Source organism: Pantoea sp. Mhis, assembly GCF_009830015.1.
Map to the genome: position 1 here is coordinate 18,213 of NZ_SZZX01000006.1, position 19,509 is coordinate 37,721.

General features: G+C 27.1%; 14 protein-coding genes. 1 reads left to right on the forward strand and 13 read right to left on the reverse strand.

The genetic code is table 11. From position 1 onward, the window contains the following. Window positions 1-818: 818 nt before the first annotated feature. The 3 genes from rlmN to FD727_RS02935 all read right to left on the reverse strand — a co-directional run bounded on the left by rlmN (window position 819) and on the right by FD727_RS02935 (window position 4,057). The gene (gene rlmN / locus FD727_RS02925; RefSeq protein WP_159938669.1) at window positions 819-1,961 is read right to left on the reverse strand and encodes a 23S rRNA (adenine(2503)-C(2))-methyltransferase RlmN; all 1,143 of its coding nucleotides are present in this window, start codon (window positions 1,959-1,961) and stop codon (window positions 819-821) included. Window positions 1,962-2,110: 149 nt separating this feature from the next. Further along, window positions 2,111-2,542, reverse strand: a complete 432-nt coding sequence (gene ndk, locus FD727_RS02930; protein WP_159938670.1) for a nucleoside-diphosphate kinase — start codon at window positions 2,540-2,542, stop codon at window positions 2,111-2,113. 339 nt (window positions 2,543-2,881) lie between these two features. Then, window positions 2,882-4,057 (reverse strand): IscS subfamily cysteine desulfurase, encoded by a 1,176-nt coding sequence (locus FD727_RS02935; protein WP_159938701.1) that lies wholly within the window; start codon window positions 4,055-4,057, stop codon window positions 2,882-2,884. A gap of 483 nt (window positions 4,058-4,540) precedes the next feature. Here FD727_RS02935 and suhB point away from each other — a divergent pair, with 483 nt between their 5' ends. After that, window positions 4,541-5,320, forward strand: coding sequence for an inositol-1-monophosphatase (gene suhB, locus FD727_RS02940; protein WP_159938671.1), 780 nt, complete (start codon window positions 4,541-4,543; stop codon window positions 5,318-5,320). A 51-nt stretch (window positions 5,321-5,371) separates the two neighbouring features. On the opposite strand, the gene FD727_RS02945 is transcribed toward suhB, so the two are convergent. From FD727_RS02945 to lepA, 10 genes are all read right to left on the reverse strand, one after another. Next, complete coding sequence (locus FD727_RS02945) at window positions 5,372-6,118, reverse strand: hypothetical protein (protein WP_159938672.1); 747 nt, start codon at window positions 6,116-6,118, stop codon at window positions 5,372-5,374. Window positions 6,119-6,477: 359 nt separating this feature from the next. Next, complete coding sequence (glyA, locus tag FD727_RS02950; RefSeq protein ID WP_159938673.1) at window positions 6,478-7,731, reverse strand: serine hydroxymethyltransferase; 1,254 nt, start codon at window positions 7,729-7,731, stop codon at window positions 6,478-6,480. Window positions 7,732-8,093: 362 nt separating this feature from the next. Beyond that, window positions 8,094-11,993 carry a phosphoribosylformylglycinamidine synthase gene (gene purL, locus FD727_RS02955; RefSeq protein ID WP_159938674.1) on the reverse strand — a complete coding sequence of 1,300 codons (3,900 nt, stop codon included), beginning with the start codon at window positions 11,991-11,993 and terminating at the stop codon, window positions 8,094-8,096. Between the two features lie 295 nt (window positions 11,994-12,288). Then, on the reverse strand, window positions 12,289-12,762 hold the full coding sequence (gene tadA / locus FD727_RS02960; RefSeq protein WP_370515967.1) for a tRNA adenosine(34) deaminase TadA: 474 nt from the start codon (window positions 12,760-12,762) through the stop codon (window positions 12,289-12,291). Between the two features lie 261 nt (window positions 12,763-13,023). After that, on the reverse strand, window positions 13,024-13,404 hold the full coding sequence (gene acpS / locus FD727_RS02965; protein ID WP_159938703.1) for a holo-ACP synthase: 381 nt from the start codon (window positions 13,402-13,404) through the stop codon (window positions 13,024-13,026). Between the two features lie 5 nt (window positions 13,405-13,409). Next, window positions 13,410-14,138: a pyridoxine 5'-phosphate synthase gene (gene pdxJ / locus FD727_RS02970; RefSeq protein ID WP_159938675.1), complete on the reverse strand. Its 729-nt coding sequence runs from the start codon at window positions 14,136-14,138 to the stop codon at window positions 13,410-13,412. 310 nt (window positions 14,139-14,448) lie between these two features. Continuing rightward, entirely contained in the window at window positions 14,449-15,333 is an 885-nt protein-coding gene (gene era, locus FD727_RS02975) for a GTPase Era (RefSeq protein ID WP_159938676.1), read from the reverse strand. Window positions 15,334-15,375: 42 nt separating this feature from the next. After that, entirely contained in the window at window positions 15,376-16,062 is a 687-nt protein-coding gene (gene rnc, locus FD727_RS02980) for a ribonuclease III (protein ID WP_159938677.1), read from the reverse strand. Between the two features lie 79 nt (window positions 16,063-16,141). After that, window positions 16,142-17,068, reverse strand: a complete 927-nt coding sequence (gene lepB, locus FD727_RS02985; RefSeq protein ID WP_159938678.1) for a signal peptidase I — start codon at window positions 17,066-17,068, stop codon at window positions 16,142-16,144. Window positions 17,069-17,085: 17 nt separating this feature from the next. Next, window positions 17,086-18,882 carry a translation elongation factor 4 gene (lepA, locus tag FD727_RS02990; RefSeq protein ID WP_159938679.1) on the reverse strand — a complete coding sequence of 599 codons (1,797 nt, stop codon included), beginning with the start codon at window positions 18,880-18,882 and terminating at the stop codon, window positions 17,086-17,088. Window positions 18,883-19,509 lie beyond the last annotated feature (627 nt).

A 19,509-nucleotide genomic window follows, 5' to 3' on the forward strand; every position in this document is an offset into this window, starting at 1 on the left:
TATTATTGAGATCTTTTATAATTTTTGCTACTGAATACTGTATTTACAAATTTATTGTTTAATATAGTTATGATTATAAAACTTTACTAAAAAACATATATTACTAATTAAATTTTAATTTAAAGAATTTAATTAATAATATTAAGTACTCTATCAAGAGTAGATACAGTACTTTACGTACTATATTTAGTATATAACTTATTTTAGTTAAATACATGATTATTCAATTGTATTTTAAAAAATTATTTAATTGAGCTTAAATCATAAAAATAATCCTAATTCTAGTATAATTTTATATTTTAAGTTGCATATAGTATATCTACTATATAAGATTTAGATATGAATATATTATATTTTATTTTTTAAAGTAGTACTTAAATATATGTTTTACATACATAAAATTAGTAAAATTTTTTATAAAACATATATAATCTGTTATCTACTGAATAAAATTCAAATTACGCTTAGTCTGTATAAATTACTAATTAGTAAAATTACTGTCATCGATCATAAAAATTCTCAAATAAGCAAAATACATTGTATAATTGATTACTATTTTAATGTAACTATAATTAGTCATATAAGTTAACAAAATAAATTATATATTAAAATTAATCATCACATATTCTTTTATGAAAAAAGATTCAATTATTTTATTTTATGGATGTAATTTTATATATTTAATTTTTAAAATTTAAAATATCAGTTGTTATATGGATTTATATTAAATAATAATAAATTATTTCTATATTATGTTTTCATTAATAAAATTTAATTATTACATATATGTAATATATCTAAATTAATTTTTATTATAGTTATCCATTTGAAATTATTTTCATGTTATTAGATAAAATACGTTCCCTTGTCCGATCTATAATGTTGCCAGCTAATTGACCACAAGCTGCATAAATATCATTACCGCGTATTTTTCGAATAATAGTAATTAAACCGTAGGATGTTAATATTTTTATAAAATTATTAATACGGATATCAGAGCTACATTTATATGTAGCGCCAGGAAATGAATTCCATCTAATTAAATTAATTTTGCATGGAAGATCTTTCAATAATTTTGCTAATTCATGTGCATGATGTATATGATCATTTACCTGATTTAACAGAACATACTCAATAGTAATTCCATTATGATTAGCATTAGATTTATTCATGTAATGTTTTGCTGCATTAAGTAAACTCTCAATGTTATATTTTTTATTAATTGGCATAATTTGATTACGTAATTCGTTATTTGGAGCATGTAATGAGATTGCTAAAGAAACATCTATTAAATCTGCCAACATATTAATAGCAGGTACTATACCAGCAGTAGAAATAGTAATATGACGCTTTGATAAAGCAAAACCAAACTTATCTAGCATAATTTTAACTGCTGGTACTAAATTATGTAAATTTAGTAATGGTTCTCCCATTCCCATTATTACAATATTAGTAATTGATTTTTTTTGAATATTTTTAGAATTATTAATAATTTTACCTGCATTCCAAATCTGTCCAATAATCTCTGAGACTTTTAAATTTCGATTAAATCCTTGTTTTGCTGTTAAACAAAAATTACACTTTAATGGACACCCTATCTGTGAAGAAATACATAATGTTGTATGATTTAATGTTGGAATGCATACTGTTTCTATTAATTGCTCATCTATAAGCATTGCCCATTTAATAGTACCATCGCTAGAATGCTTTTCTTCTATAAATTTTGGAGTATGAATTTCAGCACATTGTGTAAGGAGATTACGTAATGTTTTATTAATATTAGTCATTTGTGTAAAATCATTGCAATAATAACGATATATCCATTGCATTACTTGTGCAGCACGAAACGGTTTTTCTCCAATTTTTAGAAAAAAATTACACATTTGTTGATAATTTAAATTTAAGAGATTAATTTTTTCTTTTTTAGGAAAAATAAATTCAGCAGGGATAAACGATGACATCTTAATTTATTTAATTTACCTACTTTTGATTATGTTTATATATATTACCGTTTAATTATAGAATTTTTATAAGAAAAACATATTTATATATAGAAAATTTAATTTAAAAATAAAATAATTATATTACATATTGTTTTTTAAATTAAATTTTAAGTAACACGCATATAAATTTCTTCTTCACTAAAAAAATAAGCAATTTCACGTGAAGCAGATTCTATTGAGTCAGACCCATGAATTGCATTTTCAGTAATGTTATCAGCAAACTTAGCCCTTAACGTATCAGGTAGTGCATTTTTAGGATTAGTGGATCCCATTAATACCCTTTGGCGATGTATAGCATTTTCACATTCAAGTACAGATACTACAATAGGACCAGAAATCATAAAATTTACTAAATTAGTAAAAAACGAACGATCTTGATGTTCTGAATAAAATCCTTCAGCTTGTTCTTTAGTTAATTGTAACATTTTGATTCCAATAATTTTAAATCCTGAGTTTTCAAAACGATTATAAATAGCACCAATTAAATTTTTAGCAACAGCGTTCGGTTTAATAATAGAAAGAGTACGTTCAATTACCATAATGACCTCTAATTAATGTTTTTAAAAAATTTTATATATATATATATTATCTTTGGTTTTTTATAAATTTAACAGGTTTTTATAAAACTTATTTTATATTTAAAAAATTAAATTTACATTCACTATTTATAAATATTAAATATTATTAGATAATACAGTCACAATTATCAATATAAATTCATTATAAATAAAATTTATATTAACACATAAATTTAGCATATATTTATTATTATAATAAAATAAAAACAATAAATATAATTATTATTTAAATTTATATAATAATCATATTTATAGAAATCTATTTTTAATTTTAAATAAAATTTTTAATTTTATTTAAAATTAAAAATAATTGGATGTTAAATAGTTTAAAGATTGTAGTCGCATAACTGTCTTATTAACTTGATTAACAACATAATCAATTTCTTCTTCAGTATTAAATCTTCCAAAAGAAAAACGTATTGAATTATATGCTAATGATTGTTTAATACCCATAGCTAGTAATACATATGAAGGTTCTAGACTAGCTGAATTACAAGCGGAACTAGACGATAAAGCTAAATCTTTTAATGCTATCATTAATGATTCTGCTTCTATATGTTTAAAACTAATATTAACAATATTAGGTATACACATTTCTAATGAACCATTAATACTAATGTTTTTAAGTTTACTAATACCGTACAAAAAGCGTTCACGCAATAATTTAAATCGTACCATTTCATTTGTTATTTCTTCATGTGCAATACGATATGCTTCACCCATACCAACAATTTGATGAACTGGTAAAGTACCAGAACGTATACCACGTTGATGATCACCACCATGTATCTGAGCGTTAATTTTTATATGCAATTTACGACGTATCCATAAAGCACCAATACCTTTTGGTCCATAAAGTTTATGTGCTGAACAAGATAGTAAATCAATAGGTAAATTACTAACATCAATAGGAAGCTTTCCGATGCTTTGTGTTGCATCTACATGAAATATAATATTATTCGTATGACATACATTTCCAAGAGACTCTATGTTCTGAATTACACCTGTTTCATTATTTACATGCATTAGTGAAACTAATATTGTATTTTCACGTAATGCTGATTTTAGCATATCAGAATTAATTATTCCATCAACTCTAGGTTTTAAAAAAGTTACTTCAAAACCTTTATTCCTAAGATATACACAACTATCAAGTACTGATTTATGTTCAGTTTGACTAGTTATAATATGTACATTACGTGAATTATTAAATTGAGTTATACCTTTAATTGCTAAATTATTAGACTCTGTTGCACCTGAAGTAAAAATAATTTCTCTTGGATCAGCGTTAATTAACTTAGCAATTTGTTGACGTGAAATGTCTACAGCTTCCTCAGCTTGCCATCCAAAAGAGTGAGTGCGAGAAGCAGGATTACCAAAAATTCCATCCACAGTAAGATAACGCATCATTTTATCAACAACTCGCCTATCCACAGGGGTAGTCGCTGCATTATCTAAATAAATCGGCAATTGTATCATATACATACTCCATATAAATATGATTTCTTTTTATTTTAAATAATTCATATTAAATTTTAATTTTAATATTATGTTATAAGTATAATATTTAATAATATAGTATATTACTACAAGCGTAATTAATTTCTTTATTAAGGCAGAAGATACTAATTTTAAAAAAAAATATAATTTATTGACATTACGAATAAATATAGACTGAACATTATGTAATTGATAAAATCATAATAAAAATTGGTATATCTAAATAAGACAACTAACATTTTGTTAAACTTATATCTTTCAGGTAATATTATTACCATGATACATATCATATTATATATATAAATTGAAATTAAGAAAATAATTTAATAATTGACTGTATAGATCAAATTAATCATATTAATTTTATATAAAAAGTTAATTTATTAGTTAAATAAATTTAATACTTAATTTTTTATTAGCTTAGTTAGATATTAACTAAATATTGAGTGAGAAACATTAATGCACCCGATGCTAAACATCGCTGTGCGTGCTACACGTAAAGCTGGAAATTTTATTGTAAAAAATTATGAAATACCAAATTCTATAGAAGACTACTATAATAATCGTAATCATCTTGTTACAAGTATTAATCGTGATGCAGAACACTTAATTATAGAAGTTATTCGTAGATCTTATCCTCAACATTGTATTTTTTCTAAAGTAAATGGTACAATAACTGGACAAAATAAAGATATCCAATGGATCATAGATCCATTGGATGGTACTGCTAACTTTATTAAAAGATTTCCACATTTTTCTATTTCTATTGCTGCACAAGTGAAAGGTCGAACAGAAATAGCAGTTATTTATGATCCAATACGAAATGATCTTTTTACTGCAGTACGCGGCCAAGGAGCTCAGCTCAATGGATGTCGTTTACGCGGAAGTAATATACATGATTTGGAACATACTACTTTAGTAACTGCTTTTCCTAATTTTGATTTAAGACAACAAGCGCAAACTTATTTTAAATTAATTAGCAAATTATTTACTCAATCTGTTGAATTTCGTTGTACTGGAGCATCAGCACTAAATTTAGCTTATGTAGCTTCTGGATGTGTAGATGGATATTTTGAAATTGGTTTAAAACTCTGGAATTTTGCAGCAGGTGAATTATTAGTGCGTGAATCTAGTGGTATTGTTACTGATTTTAATGGCACTCATAACTATATTAGTTCCGGTAATATTGTAGCCGGAAATCTTCGCATCGTAAAAAATTTATTACTAAATATACGATGATAAAATACGTTACAAAAAAGCGGCTATTTAAGCCGCTTTTTTTGTGTAAATCTACTCATCATGACACTCATTTTGATTGAGTTGATTACGTCTACCTATACGTCCCATCATAGCAGCTAAAATTGATTCAATTACTAACATGAAAAAAGCATACCAACTCATTTTTGCGGTAACAGATGTTGCTTGATAAGCTGTTTCACGTGCTGCTTGTTCTGCCTGATGCTTTAATTTATACAGTTTTTCAGATTGTAATTCTGATTTTTCAGACCCTAACATATTTTTAAATTCATTTTGTAAATTATCAACATTAGTATTACGTAATTTTTCTTGTACCATATTGGATATAGGAGAAGCTATAACTGATAAACTACGACCAAAAGCATTTGCACCAGCTCCAATAACATTAAAAGCACTACCAATTAAGTTACTAGCAAGCAAAATTGCTAACCATAATGCAATGATGGTACTAACCCCAAACATTAATAAACCATGTAACGCTCCTTCATGCGGCGCAAGTCTTCCAGCTATATAACTACCAACTACCGTAGAAATTAGCATATTTAAAGCAGTCCAAACTAATGCTCCAATACCAAGATGTTGAAAAGATTTTTGATCTTGATACCAATCAACACTAGTTGCTCCAATAGCAGTGCCAAGTAAAGCTAACAAAATATGCACGATTAAAGCAGCAATCACTCCAGCAAAAATAGCACTCCAAGAAATACGTTTTAAACAGAATCCTGCATTAGTTTCATGGACAGTATCTCTGTTACCATTTTTAATCCAAGTTTCATGCATAATGTTTCTCCTCGTGATGAAGACCAATTAATCATCATTTAATAAAATGATTTTAAATTAGCTACTATTATTCAGCGTAGACAGAGAAATCTATTTTCACCAGCAAATCTGCAATGTTTATTTTTAAATAAACTGTATTTATAAAATAATAATTTAATATTCAAGCTTTAATAAAATATTTTCTTAACTAATTTTAAAAAATTATGTAATTAAAATAATAATAAAATTTTATATAAGTTGTATTAATATTTTAATGGATGAAAAATAAACCATGATTGATATAACATTTATAATATTAAATAAAAACATAAGATTTATTAAGATATTAAATTTATTTAATCTTTATCTATTAAAATGTATCAACTATAAACAGGGAATTTTAAGCAAAGATTTAATACTTTTTGTTTTATAGTATCAATAGCAATTTTATTATTTACATTATCTAGTATATCAGCTATCCAACTAGCAAGTTCCCTAGATTCTGTAATTTTAAAACCACGTCGAGTAATAGCTGCTGTACCTATACGTATACCAGAAGTAATCAAAGGATTTTTGAAATCATCAGGAATACTGTTTTTGTTAATAACAATATTAGCTTTACTCAAAGCACCATTAGCTTCCTCACCTGTTAGGTTTTTATTTATTAAATTCACTAAAAATAGGTGATTATAAGTTCCTCCAGAAACAATAACATAACCACGTTCAAATAATATTTTTACCATTATTTTAGCATTATTTAAAACTTGTTGTTGATATTCCTTAAAATCTATTTCCATTGCTTCTTTAAATGCAACTGCTTTACCTGCAATAACATGCATTAATGGACCTCCTTGTATACCAGGGAAAACTGCAGCATCTAGCTTTTTATATAATTTTTCATCACCATTTTTTGCTACAATTAGTCCACCCCTAGGTCCAGCTAGAGTTTTATGAGTGGTAGAAGTCACAACATGTGCATAAGGAACTGGACTTGGATATAGGTCTGCAACAATTAAACCAGCAATATGTGCCATGTCAACAAATAAATAAGCTTTTATTCCATCAGCTATTTCCCTCATTTTAGCCCAATTACATATACCGGAATAAGCAGAAAATCCTCCTACAATCATTTTAGGCTTATGCATTTGTGCTAAACAATTTAATTCATCATAATTAATTTGACCAGATTTATCTAAACCATAAGAAATAACCTTATATATTTTTCCAGATAAATTTGCTTTAGAACCATGAGTAAGATGACCACCGTGTGTTAAGCGCATACCAAGTATGGTATCGTTTGGTTTTAATAATGCTGCATAAACAGCAAAATTAGCTTGTGAACCAGAATGAGGTTGTACGTTAGCATAATCAGCATCAAATAATATTTTTGCACGATTAATTGCTAATTGTTCAACTATATCAACATACTTACATCCACCATAATAACGTTTATTAGGATAACCTTCTGCGTATTTGTTAGTTAAATGTGAACCTTGTGCTTGCATAACTCGTGGGCTAACATAATTTTCAGAAGCAATTAATTCAATATGTTGTTCTTGACGTATTTTTTCTTGTTCCAATGCTTGCCATAATTCAATATCATAGTTAGCAATATTCATAGTATTTTTTAGCATATTATATCCTAACTTAAATAACTAAAATTCAAAATAATTTGATTTACCTACAGACTAAACTTAGGTCTATAAATTAAATAAATTTAATAAATATATAATATAGATTAAATATTATTTTTAGTAATAATTTTAGTATTTAATTAATATTAAATGCTATATATATCTATGAGTAACAAATTAAATCTTTAATTTACTTTTAAAAAGATTTTAAATTAAATTTAATAAAAAATTACATATTAATATCAATAAAAATTTTAAACAGTTAAGTAATATGATATATAATATCAGTAAATTTAGTAAATCAATTCAATTTTGTTAAAAAATGTTTTTTTAAGATAATATATATTGTTACAATTTATTTTTTAACTTAGATGCTTAATAGCATTACGAAAAATACGCATCCATGGACCATCTTCACCCCATTCTGTTGGATACCAAGAATTATTAATGCTACGAAATACTCTTTCAGGGTGAGGCATCATAATAGTTACGCGTCCGTTTGTATTAGTAACTGCAGTAATACCATTTGGTGAACCATTAGGATTAGCTGGGTAATTTTCTGTTGTTTTCCCAAAATTATCAATAAATCGCATAACTACCAATTTATTTTTTTCTAATTCAAATAGATGCTGATTATTACGAACTTCAACCAATCCTTCAGAATGTGATACTACGATAGGTATACGCGAACCTATCATTCCATCTAATAATAAAGATGGACTATCATTTACTTCTACTAAACTGAAACGTGCTTCAAAACGTTGTGATTGATTAAGTACAAAACGTGGCCATAATTTGCTTCCAGAAATTAATTCTCGTAAATTAGAAAGCATTTGACAACCATTACATACTCCAAGGGCTAACGTTTGTGAACGTTGAAAAAATTTTTCAAATTCATTGCGCACCCGTTCATTAAATAAAATAGACTTTGCCCAACCTTCTCCAGCTCCTAATACATCTCCATAAGAAAAACCACCACATGCTACTAACATATGAAAACTATTTAAGTTATAATTATTTGAGAACAAATCGCTCATATGTACATCAACAGAATTAAAACCTGCACGATGGAATGCAGCTGCCATTTCTACGTGTGAATTAATGCCTTGTTCACGCAATATAGCAATTTTTGGACGTTTTCCTAAAACAATCATTGGAGCAGCAATATCCTGTTCAGGATTAAAACTTAAAAATACGTTTAGGCCAGGGTCACTATTATTTTTTTTAGCTTCATATTCTTGATCAGCACATATTGGATTATCACGTATACGTTGCATCTGCCATGTTGTTTCAGCCCACCAAGTACGCAAAATAGTACGACTCTCATTGTATACTAAATTGCTACCATAACGAATTACAAAATTATCGCCAGGTAAAGCGTATCCAATAACATGAAAATTTGAGATTATTCCATGATTAGAAAAGATTTTTTTAATAAAATAAAGATCATCTTTTTTTATCTGCAATACCGCTCCTAATTCTTCGGTAAAGAGTATTGCTAATATATCACTACCTAATTCTGAAATATCGACCTCAATACTGCAATGACCCGCAAAAGCCATCTCTGCTAATGTCACTAATAATCCACCATCAGAACGGTCATGATAAGCTAATAATTTTTGATTATTTACTAACTTTTGGATCACATTAAAAAAATTAGCTAATTCTAGAATATTACGAACATCAGCTGGTTTATCTCCTAATTGACGATAGACTTGAGATAATGCAGTTGCACCAAGAGTATTTTTTTTACTACCTAAATCTATTAATACTAGAAGATTATCTTTATTTATTTGTAATTGTGGCGTAATACTTCTACGTACATCTTCAATTCGTGTAAATGCAGTAATCACTAATGATAAAGGTGCAGTCATTTCACGTAATTCATTGCCTTGCTGCCAACATGTTTTCATAGACATAGAATCTTTACCAACAGGTATGGTGAGACCTAATGTAGGGCAAAATTCTTCGCTTATTGCTTTTACAGCTGCATATAAACCAGCATCTTCTCCAGGATGACCAGCTGCAACCATCCAATTTGCAGATAATTTTACCTGATTTAATGAACCGATCATATTAGCAGCAAGATTAGTTAAAGCTTCTGCAATAGCTAAACGGCTGGAAGCCTCAAAATCAAGTAGTGCAACTGGTGCTCGTTCACCTATAGCAAATGCTTCTCCATAATAACTATCAAAGCTAGCTGTTGTTATTGCACAATTTGCAATAGGAATTTGCCAAGGACCTACCATTTGATCACGTACAACCATACCACTAACACTTCTATCATTAATAGTTACCAAAAAAGTTTTTTCAGATACACTAGGTAAATGTAATATGCGGTATACAGCATCTTTTATAGTGATATGTTGACGTTGTAATGTATTTTTTTTTGCTTGCTTAGTAATTACATTACGTACTATTTGGGATTGTTTATTTTTGTCTATTAAAATTTTAATAGGTATATCAATTGGTTTATTACAAAAATAATTATCAAGAAGCGTTAAATGTTTATCTTTAGTACTATCACCAATTATTGCATAAGGTGCTCGTTCACGTTGACAAATTAAATCAAATAGCGTTAAATTCTCTGATTTTATAGCTAATACATAACGTTCTTGAGATTCATTACACCATATTTCTAATGGATTCATACCAGTTTCATGAGTTAAAATATCACGTAGATTAAAACATCCTCCACATTTTCCATCATTGATTAATTCTGTTATAGCATTAGAAAGACCACCTGCACCTACATCATGAATAAATATAATTGGATTATCTTCACCCATTTGCCAACAGCGGTCTATTACTTCTTGGCAACGTCTTTCCATTTCTGGATTACCACGCTGTATAGAAGAAAAATCAGCTTCTGTATTAGATTGGCCAGAAATTATAGAGGAAGCAGAACCTCCACCTAAACCAATATTCATTGCTGGTCCACCTAATATAATTAGCTTAGATCCAATAGTAATTATGCCTTTTTTAATATGTTTAGTTTGTATATTGCCAATACCACCTACCAACATAATAGGCTTATGATAACCACGTAGTTCAATACCATTATGACTATTTACTTTTTCTTCATAAGTACGAAAATAACCATTTATAATTGGACGACCAAATTCATTATTAAACGCTGCACTACCTAATGGACCATCAATCATAATATCTAATGCAGTTGCAATATGATTTGGTTTACCGAAAAACTCTTCCCATGGTTGCTTAAAACCAGGAATACAGAGATTAGATACCGAAAAACCTACTAAACCAGCTTTAGGTTTACCACCACGTCCAGTTGCTCCTTCATCTCGAATTTCACCTCCTGCACCAGTTGCTGCACCTAACCATGGTGAAATTGCTGTTGGATGATTATGAGTTTCTACTTTAATTAATATATGAGAAGATTCTTGATGAAAATCGTAATTACCATTTAATATATTAGGATAAAATCTTCCAACTTTTGAACCTTCTATAACTGCAGCATTATCTTTATAAGCAGATAAAATATATTTTGGATGCTTTTCAAAAGTATTTTGAATCATTTTAAATAATGATTTATCTTGTTTTTTACCATCAATAATCCAATGAGAATTAAAGATTTTATGGCGGCAATGCTCAGAATTAATTTGTGCAAACATATACAATTCGACATCATTTGGATTACGACCTAATGTATAAAACACATCTAATAAATAGTTAATTTCATCGTCCGATAACGATAAATTTAATATGCTGTTAGCATCTTCTAATGCTGAACGTCCCATGGACATGATATCAAAATTTTTCATCGGTCGAGGTTGATAATAAGAAAATAATTGGTATGCATCTTCAAAATTATCTAATACATTTTCTGTCATACGATCATGTAAGATATTTAATAAAATTTGGTGCTGTTCTTTAGTAAGATTTTCTGATTCTACATAGAATACTGTGCCTCTTTCTAAACGATTTATTTGTGATAAATTGCAATTATGCACAATTTCAGTAGCTTTAGAGGACCATGGTGAAATGGTACCAAAACGAGGAATAACTAAGAAAAAAAGTCCTTTAAAAAAATTTTTTTCTATAAAAGAAGGTCCATATGTTAGTAATTGCTTTAAACGAATTTGATCTCTTATATTAAGGGATGTTTTGAGATCTACAAAATGAACATATTCAGCATAAATATCACTGATTGGTAAATTAGCTTTTTGTAAAGAATGTAGTATTTTTTTTAAACTAAATGTAAAAAAAACTGGTGAACCTCTTAAAATTTCTATCATCAAAACTTTCTCATTTTTTATCTAAAACTTTTAATTATCTACATTTAAATAGATATCAATAATTATATAACTCAATTTAAATAAATATATTTTAAAATTTTTATACATTTATACTGTATAAAATACATGTTCTTCTATAATTAATTAAATTAGAATCTAAATATTTTGATAATATATAAACGTAAAGATTATATATTAATATTTTATTATATATAATATTGATATTTATTTTTATAGTAATAAATCATATATTTTATATTTAAAACAAAATTATAATTATTTAATGAGATTAAATCTAAAAGTGTATTTTTTTTCTTTCTCGACATAAACGAAAAAAGTTTTTTAAAACTATTGAACATTCATCAGCCATAATATTATGATCAATTTTAATATGATGATTTATATTTAAATTATTTATTAAATCCATTTTTGAGTTCATTAAACTATTCTTTTTATCTTTAGTTCCATAAACAAGACGTGAGATACGGCTATGTATCATAGCTCCCATACACATTAAACAAGGTTCTAAAGTTACATATAATGTAGTTTTAAGTAAGCGATAGTTCTTTAAAATTTTACCACCTTGCCTTAATGCTATGATTTCAGCATGAGCAGTAGGATCATACTGACTAATTCGTTGATTCCAACCTTCACCGATAACTTTTTCATCTTGAATCAATACGGCACCAACTGGTACTTCACCTTGTTTTTGAGCATAGTCTGCTAATTTAAGAGAGTAAATCATCCAATTTATATCAATTTGTGATATCACACAGTTTATTCCTAAATAAATTTAATAAAATTATCTATATAATAGATATTACACAATGAATAAATATAGATATATCTATATTTATTAAATAGTTATAATATAATTGATATTAATATTACTTCTATTATGATATATAGATTCATAATTAATTTTATAATAAAAGTGTAAAAAATACTGAGTTAACTAGTACAATTAACAATTAGTAATATTGGGTTATTTAATTTAAATCTATTTTAAATATAATGTGTTAAATTATATTTAATTTTCAATAATTACAATTGCACAAGTATAACAACGTTCATCACTTAGTGTAATATGAACTTTATTAACTCCTAATTGTTTAGCGATAAATTTCGCTAAGTTTAAAAAACGCAATTTTGGTTTACCTAATATATCATTATATAATTCAAACTGATTAAAATTTATTCCTTTACTTATTCCAGTGCCAAAAGCTTTTGCGGCCGCTTCTTTTGCGGCAAAATGTTTAGCAAGAAAACGTATAGGTTGTGTATTTTGTTTATATAGTTGCCATTCTAAAGTACTTAAGATACGTTTACCCAAACGATCTCCTAAACGTTCAAATATTCTTGCAATACGCTTAATTTCTACAATATCATTTCCTAGTCCAATAATAGCCATCATTATTACCTAACTACTCGAATTAAATTTTTCATATCTTTAATGGCATTACTCATTCCATAAAATAATGCTCGACTAATAATAGCATGGCCAATATTTAATTCATATATTTCAGGTAAAGCCGCGATAGGCTGTACATTATGATAATTTAAACCATGCCCAGCTTTAACCTTTAAATTGAGGCTAACTGCAAATTTTGCCGCTTCATGTATACGTTTCAATTCAGTATGATGTATTTGATGTTTATATGCTTCTGCGTATAAACCGGTATGAATTTCAATATACGTCGCTCCAGCATTAGCTGCTGCCTCAATTTGACGATAATCAGGATCGATAAATAATGATACTAAAATACCCACAGATCTTAATCTTTGTATTGCAATTTTAATTGTAGAGATTTGACCTAATACATCTAATCCACCTTCAGTAGTGATCTCTTGACGTTTTTCAGGAACAAAACAAATAAAATAAGGTTTAGTATAATAAGCAAAATTAATTAGTTCATTTGTTAATGCTATTTCTAAATTCATATGTGTTTGAATTGTACTACAAAGAATATGTATATCACGTTCAGTTATATGACGTCGATCTTCGCGTAAATGAACTGTGATGCTATCAGCACCGCATTGTTCAGCAATAAATGCAGCTTGTACTGGATCTGGATAATGGGTACCACGGGCATTACGTACAGTAGCGATATGATCAATATTAACACCTAATAATAACTCAGCCATGATTATACCTCTATTTAGATAAATATTTATCTATCTCAACTTATACTTGCTGAGTATGATGATATTATAAAAAATATTTTTTAACATTTTCAACATAAATTACTCATAATAAATTTTATTAAAAAAATAGATATAAAAAATGTATTATTTGATTTTATCAAGTTTTTAATTTTATTTAACTAATCTTAAACAAAATTATTTATATAAATATCAATAATAATTAAAAATTTAATTTTTAATTATTAAAATATAAGTTAGTTTTTATATAATATATTGACATAAATTTTACCTGTTAAATTTCTCAATATTATCAGCATTGTAAATATTTATCTATATCTATGAATTTTGATTTCACTTTGACCCATAATGTAAGATAAATTGTTTTTTTAAATATTTCTTCTATATCTTTACGTGCTTCAGTACCAATGATTTTAATTTTTTTACCTTTTTTACCAATTACTATTTTTTTCTGGCTTAGTTGATCAACTACTATCAAAGCATAAATATGACAAGAATCATTTTTTTTGATTAAAAATTGCTCAATTTCTACATTTATAGAATATGGTAATTCAGCTCCTAGAAAACGCATTAATTTTTCACGTATAATTTCAGACACTATAAAATAGTTTGAACGATCAGTAAGATACTCTTTAGGAAATTTATGATTAGCTTTAGGTAAATATTTTCTTACTATTTTAATAAGAAGATCTATATTTACACCTGTTTTAGCAGAGATTGGAATAATCTCAATAAAATTCATTTGTTGACTAAGAAATTTTAAATGAGGCAATAAAAATGATCTATCATAAATATGATCAATCTTATTAACTACTAATAAAACTGGTATGTTAATATTACGTAATTTGTTTACAATCATTATATCATTCTGCATCCAACGTGTACCTTCTACAATAAAAATTATTAGATTAACATAATTAAGATAATCATAAATATTATTTTTTATCAAAGAGTTACACTTTTCTTCTCCATTAATATGTAAGCCCGGAGTATCCATATACACTGCTTGGTACATACCTTCGGTGTGAATGCCTAGAATACAATGACGAGTAGTATGAGGTTTAGATGTTATAATCGATAACTTTTTTCCTAGTAACCTATTAAATAAGGTAGATTTTCCAACATTTGAACGACCTATAATCAAAAGAATACCACAATAAGATTGACTTTCTTTCATTTGAGTCCTATTAATTTAATTAATAAAGTCATACTTTAACTATTAAATAACAAAGTTAATTAATTTAATTAAAGCTTGTTCAGCAGCATCTTGTTCTGCTTTACGGCGACTTGATCCTATACCCACTACTGGTTCTACAATACCAGTTACCCAACAATGAATAATGAATTCCTGATCATGAGTTTCACCATTTACTTGTACTACTAAATAAGTAGGAAGTGGTAAATGACAACTTTGTAAATATTCTTGCAATCTAGTTTTAGGATCTTTTTGTTTGTCACCAGGACTAATTTGTTCTAATCTTGTTTGATACCAATTAAGAATTAGTTTATCAACTATTTGAATAGTACTATCAAGGAATATACTACCAATCAAAGCTTCTATAGTATCAGCTAATATTGATTCTCGCCGAAAACCACCACTTTTTAGCTCACCTGGACCAAGTTGTAAACATTCACCTAAATTAAATTCATGAGCGATTTCTGCTAATGTAGGTCCGCGTACTAATGTGGCTCTCATCCTACTCATATCACCTTCATTTATTAAAGGAAAACGATGATATAATGCATTAGATATAACATAACTAAGAATTGAATCACCAAGAAATTCAAGACGTTCATTATGTTTATTGCTAGCACTACGATGAGTAAGTGCTTGTTGTAACAAATCTAGACAAGTAAAAGTATAGCCTAGTTTATGTTGAAGTTTATTGATTAATATAGGATTCATACTTACTCTTGTATATATACTACAAGTGACGACGATTTTGTAGTTTACTGTTTTATCTGTTTGTTAAAGAAATAAAAGTTTAGTAAAGTTTACCAATACGGTTTAATCTTACACCAGTAGGCCACTGTTTGGCTTGTTTATCAAAGCTCATCCAGATAGCTATTGCTTTACCTAATAGATTTTCTCTAGGAACAAAACCCCAATAACGACTATCAAAACTGTTATCACGATTATCTCCCATCATGAAATATTGGTTGGATGGTACAACCCAAGTGTTATTAGGTTGACCTGATTGATGATAATACCTATTACTTTGAATTTGTGCCTTAGGTATTAGCAAAATACTATGTGTTACATTACCAATAGTTTCTTTACGCGTGCTAAAACGTAATCCATTTAAAATATTTTTATTTTTTGGAATTTGATAAAAATCACCACTTACTTGTTTTCCATTAATTTTTTCAAAAGATAAAACAAATACACTTGGTTCTATGTTAGAATAAGCAATAGGAAATGAATTATTACATTGATTTATATGACAATGAGGATATATTATTATAGTATTATTATGAGCATCTAAAAATACTGTATCACCTGGTAAACCAATAATACGCTTAATATAATTTAAGCTAGGATCTTTAGGGTATCTGAATACTGCAATATCTCCGCGTTGGGGAGAACCTGTTGGAAATATTATTGATTGGGTAATTGGATTTTTAATTCCATAAGCAAATTTTTTTACGAGAATAAAATCACCGACCAACAACGTCGGCATCATTGATCCAGATGGAATTTGAAAAGGTTCAAAAATAAAGGAACGTATAATTAGCACTACTGCTAGTACTGGAAACATGGAAGCAATTGTTTCCATCCATGTAATTTTCGTCGAATTCTCTAATGTTTGATTTTTAAATATTGAACCTCTATTAAATAGATTTATACACCAAATAATGCCAGTGATTAGAGTAGCAATCACTAAAACTAAGGCAAACATATTAGCAGTCATTATGCTTTTTCCCTTTATTAATTATTTTTACCAATATGTAAAATTGCAAGAAATGCTTCCTTTGGTAAATTAACATTACCAATCTGCTTCATACGTTTCTTTCCTTCTTTTTGTTTCTGGAGTAATTTTTTCTTACGGCTAATATCTCCTCCATAGCATTTTGCTAAAACATTTTTACGTAATTGTTTTACGGTTGAACGAGCAATGATACGTTTATCAATTACTGCTTGGATTGTAATGTCAAATTGGTGACGTGGAATTAAATTTTTTATTTTTTCTACTATATCAAGACTACGATGGTATGAATTATCACGATGAGTAATTATAGAGAGTGCATCAATTCGTTCAGAATTAATTAACAAATCAACACGTACCATATTAGATACTTGAAAACGCTTAAAATTATAATCTAATGATGCATAACCACGAGATATTGATTTTAAACGATTAAAAAAATCAATCACTATTTCAGACATTGGGATATCATATGTCAATGCAACTTGTTCACCATAATAAACCATGCTAACTTGAATTCCACGTTTTTCAATACATAGCTGAATCACATCACCTAAATATTTTTTTGGTAATAGCAAATAACATTCTGCAATTTGTTCAAATAACTCTTGAATTTTATTAGAAGATGGTAATTTAGCAGGATTATCTACGAATATTATTTTACCATCAGTAGTTTTTACCTTATACATTACAGTGGGAGCAGTAATAATTAAATCAAGATTATATTCTCGTTTTAAACGTTCTTGAATAATTTCCATATGTAAATTACCAAGAAAACCACAACGGAAACCAAATCCTAATGCTGTTGAGTTTTCTGGTTCATAAAACAAAGATGAATCATTCATTTTTAATTTTCTTAATGCATCGCTAAAAGATTTATAATCTTCCATGTGCAATGGAAACATTCCAGCGTAAACTTGTGGTTTTATTTTTTTTAATGTTGGTAAAGCTTTTTCCGCTGAATTCCCTTGTAATGTTAAAGTATCTCCTACAGAAACACCAAAAGTATCTTTAATTCCACATGTTACCCATCCTACTTCACCGCACTGTAATTCAATACATTCAATTTGTTTAGGCGTAAAAATACCTAACCGATCTATATTGTATATCTGATCAGTGCTCATTATTTTTACTTTATCTTTTTTTTTCAAGTTACCGTTTTTAATACGTATTAATAATACTACACCTAAATAATTATCAAACCAAGAATCTATAACTAATGCTTGTAATGGTGCTTCAGGATTTCCTTGTGGATAAGGAATACTATGTATTAAACTTTCTAAAACTTCAGGAATACCTATTCCAGTTTTTGCTGAACAACATACTACTTTAGTTGGATCAATACCTATAATATTTTTAATTGCTTCTGTTATTCGATTAATATCAGCATTAGGTAAATCTATTTTATTTATAACTGGTAGAATTTCTATATTCATTTCCATTGCAGTATAGCAATTAGCTAATGTTTGTGCTTCAATTCCTTGACATGCGTCTATTACTAATAATGCACCTTCACAAGCAGCTAAAGAACGAGAAACTTCATAAGAAAAATCAACATGGCCTGGCGTATCAATAAAATTAAGTTGATAAGTTTCTCCATTCAATGCTTGATAATTTAAAGAAACACTTTGGGCTTTAATCGTAATACCTCGTTCTCTTTCTAACTCCATTGAATCTAAAACTTGTGATATCATTTCACGATCACTTAAACCATGACAAATTTGAATTAAACGATCAGAAAGTGTTGATTTTCCATGATCAATATGAGCAATAATAGAAAAATTTCGTATTTTTTTCATTTTAAAATTTAAAAAACATAGTCCTGTGTTATATTAAATAATATTAATCTTTGATATGAATGATTCATTTATAATTATCATATATAATCATAATACTAATGTAATTTATTGATAAAATAAAAATAATTTAATTGCTTTTAATCAATCAATATTCTCTTAAATAAACAAATCATCTTTTGCTAAAAAAATAAAATATATCAAAATAAATTTGATAATAATAAAGTGACTAATAACATCGAGTAAAGCTATAAAAGCTGAAGTTAGTTGAATTTAAAAATACAGTTTTCATATTTTATATATTAAAAATAAAATAGATAAAAATAATTATATTATATAGAATAATATAATTATTTTTAAGAAAGTTTTTATCTATAAGCTAAGATATTATTTAAGTCTTAATGATTTTAACTTATTAAATATTGTAAATAACATTTTTATATTTTAACATTATCAGTAATTGTTAATCACTAAAAGTAATCTTTAATATACAATTATTATGAGATCTGTTAATATCTGTAGGTAATTTACTATTACTTTTATTATAATTTATATTAGTTAATAATTCTCTTATTTTTTTACATAGATTGTATCAATACTAAATATATTTATTTATCATTAAAATAAATA

Coding starts and splice junctions, on each gene's coding strand:
- rlmN (WP_159938669.1), bottom strand. CDS start 1,961: ATGTCATCGTTTATCCCTGCTGAATTTATTTTTCCTAAAAAAGAAAAA.
- ndk (WP_159938670.1), bottom strand. CDS start 2,542: ATGGTAATTGAACGTACTCTTTCTATTATTAAACCGAACGCTGTTGCT.
- suhB (WP_159938671.1), top strand. CDS start 4,541: ATGCACCCGATGCTAAACATCGCTGTGCGTGCTACACGTAAAGCTGGA.
- FD727_RS02945 (WP_159938672.1), bottom strand. CDS start 6,118: ATGCATGAAACTTGGATTAAAAATGGTAACAGAGATACTGTCCATGAA.
- glyA (WP_159938673.1), bottom strand. CDS start 7,731: ATGCTAAAAAATACTATGAATATTGCTAACTATGATATTGAATTATGG.
- purL (WP_159938674.1), bottom strand. CDS start 11,993: ATGATAGAAATTTTAAGAGGTTCACCAGTTTTTTTTACATTTAGTTTA.
- acpS (WP_159938703.1), bottom strand. CDS start 13,404: ATGGCTATTATTGGACTAGGAAATGATATTGTAGAAATTAAGCGTATT.
- pdxJ (WP_159938675.1), bottom strand. CDS start 14,138: ATGGCTGAGTTATTATTAGGTGTTAATATTGATCATATCGCTACTGTA.
- era (WP_159938676.1), bottom strand. CDS start 15,333: ATGAAAGAAAGTCAATCTTATTGTGGTATTCTTTTGATTATAGGTCGT.
- rnc (WP_159938677.1), bottom strand. CDS start 16,062: ATGAATCCTATATTAATCAATAAACTTCAACATAAACTAGGCTATACT.
- lepB (WP_159938678.1), bottom strand. CDS start 17,068: ATGACTGCTAATATGTTTGCCTTAGTTTTAGTGATTGCTACTCTAATC.
- lepA (WP_159938679.1), bottom strand. CDS start 18,882: ATGAAAAAAATACGAAATTTTTCTATTATTGCTCATATTGATCATGGA.